At 34.8% G+C, this 10,890-nt stretch carries 7 protein-coding genes and 1 pseudogene; 1 reads left to right on the forward strand and 7 read right to left on the reverse strand.

What is annotated here, in order from left to right:
• On the reverse strand, positions 1–627 hold a 627-nt coding region (locus tag A7D23_RS13360; protein WP_348981002.1), incomplete at its 3' end, for a hypothetical protein.
• A gap of 527 nt (positions 628–1,154) precedes the next feature.
• Here A7D23_RS13360 and A7D23_RS13365 point away from each other — a divergent pair.
• The gene (locus tag A7D23_RS13365) at positions 1,155–1,604 is read left to right on the forward strand and encodes an Hsp20/alpha crystallin family protein (protein ID WP_068884129.1); all 450 of its coding nucleotides are present in this window, start codon (positions 1,155–1,157) and stop codon (positions 1,602–1,604) included.
• Between the two features lie 53 nt (positions 1,605–1,657).
• Here A7D23_RS13365 and A7D23_RS13370 read toward each other — a convergent pair whose 3' ends face one another.
• From A7D23_RS13370 to A7D23_RS13395, 6 genes and pseudogenes are all read right to left on the reverse strand, one after another.
• Positions 1,658–2,470 carry a hypothetical protein gene (locus A7D23_RS13370; protein WP_068884130.1) on the reverse strand — a complete coding sequence of 271 codons (813 nt, stop codon included), beginning with the start codon at positions 2,468–2,470 and terminating at the stop codon, positions 1,658–1,660.
• A gap of 283 nt (positions 2,471–2,753) precedes the next feature.
• Positions 2,754–6,017, reverse strand: coding sequence for a DEAD/DEAH box helicase family protein (locus A7D23_RS15735; RefSeq protein ID WP_242871536.1), 3,264 nt, complete (start codon positions 6,015–6,017; stop codon positions 2,754–2,756).
• Positions 6,018–6,033: 16 nt separating this feature from the next.
• Positions 6,034–7,272, reverse strand: a complete 1,239-nt coding sequence (locus tag A7D23_RS16485; RefSeq protein ID WP_068884131.1) for a restriction endonuclease subunit S — start codon at positions 7,270–7,272, stop codon at positions 6,034–6,036.
• A gap of 2 nt (positions 7,273–7,274) precedes the next feature.
• Positions 7,275–10,031, reverse strand: coding sequence for a type I restriction-modification system subunit M (locus A7D23_RS13385; RefSeq protein ID WP_068884136.1), 2,757 nt, complete (start codon positions 10,029–10,031; stop codon positions 7,275–7,277).
• Positions 10,024–10,248, reverse strand: coding sequence for a helix-turn-helix transcriptional regulator (locus A7D23_RS13390; RefSeq protein WP_068884138.1), 225 nt, complete (start codon positions 10,246–10,248; stop codon positions 10,024–10,026). The genes A7D23_RS13385 and A7D23_RS13390 overlap by 8 nt, the downstream gene beginning before the upstream one ends.
• Positions 10,249–10,579: 331 nt before the next feature.
• Positions 10,580–10,890 (reverse strand): annotated as a pseudogene (locus A7D23_RS13395) (recombinase family protein); the annotation flags it as partial.

Raw genomic sequence — 10,890 nt, forward strand, 5'->3', positions numbered from 1 at the left:
CATTCTTTTTGCTCCTTTTGACAATGCATCTAAAGGATTTGTGATATGTTCTATAAGTCTCTTAGTAAAAATCTGACTAATTATGAGTAAGGCACCTATGCAAAATATACCATCAATCAGCAATAGTATAAGTATAGTAGTCAAACTATTTTTTTGAAACAGGAATTTATGATATTCTCCTGCAATTGCAAACACTTTCATTTTCTCATTCATATTATTTTGTGTTAGCACAGTCATATAGTCTTGTACATAAATATGCACCTTTTCATCTGTTTCCAAATAATCTCCAATTTCATTTATAAGCTCACTCACAGGAAAATCAGTATTTGAGTAAATCACTTCACTATCTATTTCAACGCAAAGAGAAAATCCATACCTGTTCAGTTTTGTTGCAAGATTGTTTATCGCCTCTTCTGTTGGGGATGGATTCCAATCTGTCAGGATATTTCTTATTTGTTCGGTATTATCTGCTAACTCAGACGAACCAATCATGCTGTTTTTATAAGTGCTCTCATATAAATTTACTACAAACATATTAACGAAAAGAAATAGACTTAAAGTTACAAGTACCATTCTGGTATTAGAAATAAAAATTCTGCGTTTCACCGTCTGCTTTTCCTTATTCATCGTCCTCCTCCTCGTTTTTATTTTATCGGTTTGTTTCTGAAAATCTGTAGAGTTTTAATCTAAGGCCAATACAATTTTTTGGGGTTGGATAAAACTCCTGATTCACACGTATAGGAATTCGGTGAAGCTTGAAATACCGGCATTTGACCCCGATGTCATCTTTTTTATCTCCTCAAGGGTTATTCAAAAATGTAGCAGCTTTAAAAAGCTGAAGTCCTTTATTTATCAGGGTTCTACCCGTTCCAGTAATGAAACCGTTTCTGTATGGCTCGAGAGGTCTTGATAGCTGTCAAAACGGTGTTTTAGTTATATTTTTACCTACTCTCGAACTTAGGAACATATCCACGCTCGTAAATGGAAACATATCCAAGATTGACTCTCGTTTATGGAAAAATATCAAAGTCAAATTTAAGTAAAAAAATTCTCAAAAATATATTGACAAGTGGAACATTCTGTGTTATATAATAATTAGCACTCAATAAACGAGAGTGCTAACAAAAAAATAAATTGAAAAGGAGTTGTTATTTATGGCTGGATTAGTACCTTTTAACAAAAAGAACAAAGAAATCTCTACAAACACTGGCTTTGAGGACTTCTACAACGTACTTGATGACTTTTTTTCCAATGACTGGCCTTTTAGAAGAACCCTCACACATGACACTTTCAAAGTTGATGTCGAAGATAATGGCAATGAATACCTAATTGAGGCTGAAGTGCCAGGTATAGATAAAAAAGGCATCAATGTTGAACTTAACGATGGAAAACTTATGATTTCTATTACTAGGGATGAAAACAGTGAATCAAAGAAAAAGAATTTCATCCACAGAGAGAGACGTTATAGTTCTATGAGTCGTTCAATTTATTTGGAAGATGCCAAGCCAGATGGTATTAAAGCAAAACTGGAAAATGGTTTACTTAAAGTTGTAGTTCCTAAAGAAGAAAAGCCAAACAACAGCATTACAATTGATGTTGAATAAGGCAAAATAAAGCACATCGGGTTATTCACCCATGTGCTTTATTTTTTATACTATCAATTGCTTTTTTTATTTTTCTTGTTTGTGTTCATTTTATTTACTGCTTTTAAATTAATTAGTGTTTCTTTATGTAATTTTGACGTTATATTGGGGAAAGCAGCAAATACTCTTTTCACAAACTCTTTATTTTGTTTTGATATATCATTAAATTTTTGGTTAAGCTCATCGATTTTATTTGTTAATACCCTAATCTGAGACAGTTCTTCGTCAGATTGTATTGATTTTAATTTTATAAAAAGTTTCTCTGACATCGTCTCTTTGATTTCATCCGCAATCATATGAAGCTTCGATAGGTTGGTATTCAATTTTAAAGCATTTAGAGTAGATATTATATTATCAGTCAAGAATATGGATAGTAATATTAAACTTGATGTGTAACGCATGCTTAATGGCAACTTGTTAATCATATTAAGTAAAATAGGATTTAGAAAATATATTGCGATTAATGATAATCCTCCAAAAATCAACGAATTATGTAATACGACTCTTCCATGAATATTCAACTTATAATTTGAATAATCCCACCATTTTAAATGGTATATTCGTTCTAATAAGTATCCCGTAACATATTCCAAAAGACTAGTTATAATCACTGCAAGAAAATAAACTATTATAGGATTATCTGAAAAAGGTGTCAAAATATTTATGACTGCAAGTGCTCCAAAGCCATAAATAGGACAATATGGGCCTATTAAAAACCCTCTGTTCACAAACTTTTTATCCGGAAACGAACAATATATTACCTCACATACCCAGCCAATAAAGCTGTATGTTAAAAAAAGCAAAAATTCTTTTATTATATACTCCATAACGATCCCTTTCTATAATTCAATATTATTCGAGAAACTTTTTACTAATCTGCATTTTGTCTCAACAACTCTTTTAAAGCTTTCCTGTTCGATATTAGCCATACAGATGAAAAAATCTCTGATTTAAAAGCATCCGAAAAGCTCTCGGACTTAATAAAGCAAAGGAACTTATCCGATGAGTATGAACAAATCCAAGGCAATACCAATATTTTATTTGCTGTAATATCATTTTCCATCTGATGACATCTTTGAAAATAATATATCTCCACAGACGACGGTCTCTTTACTCCTTTTTTGCTTTGTAAATAGTATTTAGAAATCTTCTTTGCATTTCTTCTTCTAAATCATTATCGTAGTCCTTTGTGTGCTTATGCATTGCATTAATGAAATCTTCAAAATAAGTCACATCATCAAACAGGCTCCTGTTTTCAATAAAGAAATTATAAATTTCTCTGTAATAAATGACAGTATACTTTTCACCGCACGAAAACTTGCTTAGTTCAATGTGATTGTAATTAGGTGAAAAAATAAAGCAACTCACAGATTTCTTGCGATACTCATCATCAGTTGTGACATATTGATAGTATTTTTTAAGCTGTGATTGTACCTTATCACTGTAAATATCGTGTCTGTCATCAATACCATTGATGCTTGATTTGATTTTATTTTCTATTACAATGGCATTGTTTTTGTCAGAGATTAGCAGGTCAATATTTCTCTTTTCTCTCTCTATGGTGAAATCTGTTTGTATCTTGATAGATAAAACTTCATGCGCAAACTTAGAAAAAGCTTCTCTATTTATATTGAAAAAGTAAGCAAGCATATTGGAAAAAGCGAGTTCATTGTCTTCCTGCTTAATTATTTTAAGGAAATTGAAATATGGATCTTTTTGAAGCTTTGGCAATTCAGAAATTGCTTGGTTCGTATTAGTATCTTCCCATAGCTCTTTGGCCTCAATTATCTGATTCAAATCAGCAAAGGAATCCGGCTTTTCATTTTCGTTGTAGAACTCTCTTAATGTTTGTTTGCCAAATCCTTTATTTGTACGAATGAAAAAAGTGTTATCTCCACTAACAAATTCATCGTCTGTAATATAAATATGATTTTTTGGCTTAATAACCCTATCAGCGACAAATGTGGTATAAGCATTTTTTTCTTCTTCAAGACTACCACGATAGGAATTTTCATTAAATAAATCAACAAGACTTACTCCACCGTAGGTTAGTCCCAATGCAACTTGTCCTTTATATCTTTCTATTCGCGGAAGTTTGCCATCGGCGAAATCAAGAATTGTAATACCCTCTGCCTTCGCCAGTATTTTATATGTTTTTGAGGCAAATTTCCGTACCAACAAAACGGTTATACAACTTTCTCCATGAGATGATTCTATTGTGCCTTGAGAATTTAGATAAATATAATTTTTCCCATCATCTGCTTTGTATAGGTTTATGATTTCATGCCCTATATTATCTCCCTCTGACAAATAGGTTCCGACATACATTTTGTTGATTATTATTTCACGGCTCGCACGTTTTGGCTTTACTGTGGTCTGTTGTTCATATTCAACTGGGGACACAGTCTCATCCAATGACAAAAACAATCGAAATCTTCTAAGATGAGACATGTAACCACTAACAAGTGATTTAACATTGCCTGTCGAGTTCTCAATGCCATCTTCCTTTTCAAGTGAGCCGCCACCTTCGTTATCAATAGATGGATCGAACACAGCCGTAATCATTAGTTCTGGCATTTCCTTTACCATCAGACGATAGTACTCCACTGCTTCTGGAATACTGCTGGTCGCAAAAATAGCATGAAATTGTCTGTCACGACTGTAAAGGGACCATTTCTTTTTTATATCAGTAATAATTCCCAACTTATATTCAGGTGTTTGATACTGCTCGTTGGGAATGTAATCCTCTATACCACTAATCCATTTACCATTAACAAGCTCTCCGTACATTTTCACCTGTGATGAATCCATATATTTGAGAAATATTTTCTTCTTTTTGGGGTCGCTCATGGCTTCCTGCTGAGAAGATGCTTTTGCTTTTTCCAATGCAATTTGTTCCCTCAAATCATTGTCATTATAGATACGAACAAGGTATGGATCAAATCCTAGTACATTCTTGTCTCTTATTCCATCCCCTAAAGTATATCTATGAATTTCATCTCCAAAAATAGTGGGGGTGGTACTGTCTTTCTTTGCATTTAAATCCTGTATTGGTGTTCCAGTGAAACCAAAAATAATAGCATTCTTAAAAATATTCTTGATGTTAATCAGCATATCTCCGAATGTAGAACGATGACATTCATCAATAATGATAACCATGCGTTTACGCTGTATTGCTTTTAGGTCTGCATCATTCAATCCTGAGTCCTCGGCAGCAATATTACTGAGTTTTTGAATAGACGTAACAATTAGCGTATTATCAAGATCATCACTTTTCAATTTAGAAGTCAGAATCATTGTATTTTCAGTTGCCTGTACTGATTCACTTTCGGATGCAAAAGAACGGTATTCTTTTAAAGATTGAATACCTAGTTCTTTACGGTCAACCAAGAATACTACCTTCTCTGCATCATGGTTGCTGGCAATTAACTGCGCCGCCTTAAAGCTGGTCATAGTTTTACCACTTCCCGTTGTATGCCAAATATGACCGCCAAGCTGCTTACCGTCATCCCAGTGGCTTTTCTTATCAGCCACAATATTAGCAATTCCAACGGCAGCATAATACTGATAGCTACGCATTACCTTAAGAATTCCATCATCAGTATCTGCAATCGTATAGAACCCGATTAACATATGTGCCATAGGTATAGATAAAAACCTATGCACAAAAGTATGCCAATCATTGATGGGATTATTATTAAAGTCAGCCCAATGGAAGTAGAATGCCTTGTTAAAAACACCGCCTTCACCTGGGTTGGCAAAATACACAGATTCTTTGGGCTGCATGGCTACAAAAATCTGTATCATAGAAAAAATTCCACGGAATACACCTTCGTGAGAATATTTCTGTATCTGGTTATACGCTTCGCTGACCGGTATACCACTGCGTTTTAACTCCAGATGGATTACTGGCATACCATTAATAAGCAACATCAAATCTCCTCGCCTATTGTTGAGAATAGGAGACTTTGTCTTGAATTGTGGTTGCTGTACAATTTGGTATCGGCTTTGACCTAAAGCTATCTCTTGACGGTCATAGATTTTCAAACTTACTTCTTTTCCAAGATGTAGTTGATCTTCTGGGTTATCGCGAGTGATTGAAATACTTCTACCATTGATAAATTCATTCAGTAAAACTGGTGACTGTAAAGCCTTTACCTGGTTTATAATCTGATCCATTTCACCTGAGGTCAGAGGGCAATCATTCAAACGTGTATTCTGCTTGTTATTATTGAAAAGAATGTCTGCCCAGTTTTGAATCAAATCTTCTTCAGTAGGAAATCGTATAACATTCGGCTCCCAGCCATATTCAATCAGGGCTTTAATGACCGCATCTTCAAAGTCTTTTTCTTCTGTATATATAATTTCAGACATGTAACTCACCTCCTATTTACACAAACATTTTTTCTAAGCAACCGGCCTTGATATTTTTTAGCTTAGTTAACTTTTTATCTTGAAGAGAAATAAGAACATCCAATCCAGCAAGATATTGTCCAATACGTCGTTGTTCATTTAATTTAGGAAAAGGAATCGGCATTTCAAAGAATGTGGTGTCTTTGATAGAAAACCTATCCGAGCGAGCACCTGTATCCCCATTAAACCGCATGAAAGAATACCAGTGACTGCTCTTAAAAAATTGCTCAAGAAAACTATTGTCCACCTCTTTTGGCCTAAATACAGTATATAGAGGTGATATAACTCCACATCTTCCTAATTTGTTACGCCCAATCGGTCCTACAGGCGCCGTTGTTGAAATACGTGGATTATAAACAAAGTCCTCTGGACGCACTACATAATAGCCGTTTATTTTATCCTGCTTAGCAATATCATGATCAAAAAAGTCCCTTTGACTAATAATTCCGTATTCCGCAGAGTTTGTTAAAGTTTCTGTATATTCCATATATACATTCTTTTCCGTAACCTTATCAGAAATAGTTCCCAATTTCCGATACCCCCACGCTCCATCAAATTCAGAAAATCGTACTTCTGGCACCTTGTTACCATTTTTAGGGAACATTTTTTCCAACATAGCTTTTTTCATAATTAGTAACTTATCATACTCTTTCTGGTGAAGTGTAATAAGCCTGTCAATATTCATAAAATATTCTACAATCTTTTTTTCTTCATCCACTTTTGGAAAAACGACATCCCCCTTTAATGCATTTGCATCTGATACTTTCATGTCGTTTTTTGCACCTTTGTTTACTAAAGGATGCATGTATTGATTCATTCTTGCATATTGTTCGAAATAAACTTGGATGAAATCGGGATAAACATTTTCTTTTGGATGATAAACGGCATAAAGAGTAGATACAATTCCAGCAGGTCCTTTGTTTGTTTTGATAATACCAAAAGGATTTGCTTTCAGTGGAGATTTGGTATATACGACATCACCTGTGTTAACTACTCCATAATTAGCTGTTGAAACTCCTGCAAATGATCTGCCGTGAAATTCTATTTGATTTATGATACCAAAATCACCAGATACAGATAAGACATCTTCTTTACCAAAAATCCCTTCGGTATTTTTTTCATTGGAAACATTAAGGTAGTGTTCTAATTTATTCCTTTCCCATGTATCCTTATATCCAGAAAATCTTAGACTGGGTAACAATTTTTCTTTATCCATCCTTAAACCTCCAGACTCTTTCTAAACTCTGCTAATCCTTCCATATCAGATACACTTCCGGTAAGATCACCAAGCATCTTATACAAGGTTTTTCTAGTATCAGTTATACCTTCTTCAATATCTGCAAATGTAGTTGCATATTTATTTTGGAGCGCAATAATTTTGGTAATCATCTGATTAATCATGTCTTCTGGCAACTCAAATATTCCACTTACAAGTGGTTCAATCCATTTCAAATCCAAAAGTCGCAATGCAGTATCTTCATCCATATGCTCAATGGTATCTTTTGTTTTTAGATGTAGTTCATCCTTTTTTATTCGAAGTTCACGCTTGCTTTGTGTTTCTTCATCCATTAGCATAAGCACTTGCTTCATCTTTGCCTCAAAAGAATTCTCAGGAAAATCGTATTCCATTTGTAATTGCGCGATACGACTGTTAACGGCGGGTTTGCCATAAGTGCCGTCCTTATTTGCATTCATCTCACCCCACGCAACTATATTGGTTGTGGCAATGTAATCCAACTTATCGTTCTTTTTTGAAAGTAGTAGATATTTTTGAAGTGCTGCAATTTCTGGACTATCTACATCCTTTAGTGCCTCTGCTACAAAAATTCTGACTTCCTTCGCGACAAAAGAGTCCTTTTCTTCAGTTACTGTACTTCCTTCTAGTTCGTCATCTTCCAACGACTCTAAAACTTCAGTATAAATAGATGCAATTTCACGCAAACGATTTTCAAGCACGATAATCTCATTCAGTTCATCTGCGTGTATTTCTTGCTGCACCAATTCAAAAGGAAGAATACGGCCTTTCCAGCCTTCCTGTACTTCTGGTACTTCATCGTCGTCATCTGATTTCTTTTTAATAACCATATTGGGGTCAACTTGAAAAATCGCTTCAAACCCTTCACCCTGTATCATTTCTAAATCAGCCGCTATGACGTCCCAATTTTCCGATAAGATTTGGTAGGCTTTATATTTGTCCAAGAGTTTGACCCTTGAAATGCGATTAAAAATCTCTTCACACACCTCATCCTTTTTCCCCTGTGCGTTTACATCCAAAATATCTTCGATGAGAGAATCATACAAGGATTTATAAAAACCATCAAAACTCGCAGCGAAAGCCTGTTTGTATTCTTGGATGGAAGGAACCTCTAGAGTGACAGCTTTGATGTCCTCGTGAGGAACCATTAAATAACCCTCCGACATCTCTTTGAATAGTGCTTCAAAAAGACCAGGGAATGTATCCCAATACTCTTTAAGTAATGTGGCTTCGTGCATCGGAATACCACCAAACATAGTCGCCCTAATATCCCAAGTTTCTGGATCATCGGAAGAATCCACGTATCTAGGAATATTTAGGTTATATTCATTTTCACGTATTTTCTTTTTGGTCACAAGAGCTGCATATTTTTTAATAGGCTGTCTAAGTCTCACAGCATCTGCAATTTTTTTAATATCACAGGCACGAAGTTTGTTATTTTTTCCTGCTTTTTCAAATCCTTTTGAAGCGTCAATAATCAACACATCAGAATCCTTACGTGTTCTTTTCAACACCATAACAATCGTAGGAATAGAAGTTCCAAAAAATATGTTTGCAGGCAAACCTATGATAGCCTCTATGTGATTTCGTTCGATAAGCGTTTCTCTGATTTTACCTTCTTCACCGCCACGGAATAATGCCCCATGCGGTAAAACAATGGTCATAATTCCGTCATCCTCTAAATGATATAGCTCATGCAGCAAGAATGCATAGTCTGCTTTTGCTTTTGGAGCTACGCCAAACTCTTTATACCGAGGGTCATATTCTTTATCTTTTGGGTCCCATTTCTGAGAATAAGGCGGATTTGAAACTACTGCATCCACCTTGACCAGACGATAAGTTTGCTCTCTGTTTTGGTCATTTTCAAAGTAGGGCCAGTCATCCTCTAATGAATCGCCATTTCGTACATTAATGTTTGCGGGACTAATACCACGCATAACCAAATTCATTCGAGTAAGGTTATATGTATTTTCCTTCAATTCTTGCGCATAGTAATCAACCTTGTTCTCGCCAGGAATAAATCGACTAATTGAAGTACCTATATTGATTAGGAGAGATCCTGAGCCAGATGTTGGATCATAGATTTTAATGTGCTCTTTATCCTTTAAATGCTCTGCTATAATTTCAGACATCAAAACTGACACCTCATGCGGTGTGTAAAATTCTCCAGCTTTTTTCCCTGCATTTGCTGCAAACATACTGATGAGATATTCATAAATAAATCCTAAAATGTCATAATCCTGTTTTCCATCCATAGGAATTCGTCTAATAAGCTTTAACAAACCCTTTACTGACTTGGTCTGTTTTTGAGCTGTATCACCCAATTTGGAAAGCCCAGACTGCAATGTCTTAAATATATTTTCAAAAATCTTCTTATAGGTTTCCTCTATGTTTAAGTCAAATGCATTTAAAGCATCGCGAACATTGGCGATATTGAAATCATCACCCTTTTCAAGCCATGTGGAAAAAAGATTGTTATATGAGATAAAATAACCAATATTCTGGCGAATGTGCTTTGCCAGTTGAACATCCTCCTCACTAACCTTTTTAATATCGACATCTTTATATCCTTCATCTTTCAAGAACTGAATTTCACGTTCTGAAAGGTACTTATAAAACATAAAACCGAGGATGTAATCCTTATATTCATTTGCTTCTATCTTGGAACGCATTTGATTTGCTGACTGCCAAATTGTAGAAGCCAATTGCTGTTTATTCATTGTCGGTGTCCTCCCTTTTTTCGTAGATAAGCCTAATGTCATAACCTAATCCTTCCATCATTTGAATAAAAGTTTTATTTACAACACCATCATCTTTCTTTACGATACGATTTACATACTGTACGGTTTTTCCTATTTTTTCAGCTAAAGCAGCTTGTGTTGTATCAGCTTCAACACATTTTATTTTAATATCTTTTTCAATATTGTTTTTTATCATATAACCGTCCTCCGTTCTGTAAATTAACAAATCCATTTAATATTATGGCATAAATAAGATGATTTTGTCAATATATTTGGTTTATAATATTAAGATATGTTTCAACATTTCAGACAACTCAACCCCATTTTTACAGTAATTCTATCCACTCGCCACCTTTTTGACAGTAATTTCGTCAACTCAGTAGCCAAAAAGTAATATTGTCCACACAACCTTGTGTTTTTCTGTCATTAGATATGTTCTTACAATAAAAAATTCCATGACCTTGAACCCAGTTTGAATATGAGTTCAAAATCACGGAATTCCCTTTATATCAAGCACTTTTACACTTTTATTTATCGACCTTTGACAGCAATACGACCGTCTCAACATGGGTGGTCTGCTGCTGACTGCTATAATCTGTCTCATATTCCTGCCCACTTTCAAGTATAAACATGAAATGGTTCGGTGACTTTATTATTACCTTATCAACCAGAGCCACAAAAAGGTCATCATCAAACTCCGTCAAAGGCTCATCACCGTTATCAACTATCTTACTTATAGCTGAAAGCTTCTCCTTATATTTAACATCATCAAGGTGTTGCATTTCAAGGCTTTCTTTTTTGGCACTCACTTTTTCAAGTTCAATGGTAATCCTTTCAT

The sequence above is a fragment of the Dehalobacter sp. TeCB1 genome, assembly GCF_001707455.1.
Classification (GTDB): Bacteria; Bacillota; Desulfitobacteriia; order Desulfitobacteriales; family Syntrophobotulaceae; genus Dehalobacter; species Dehalobacter restrictus.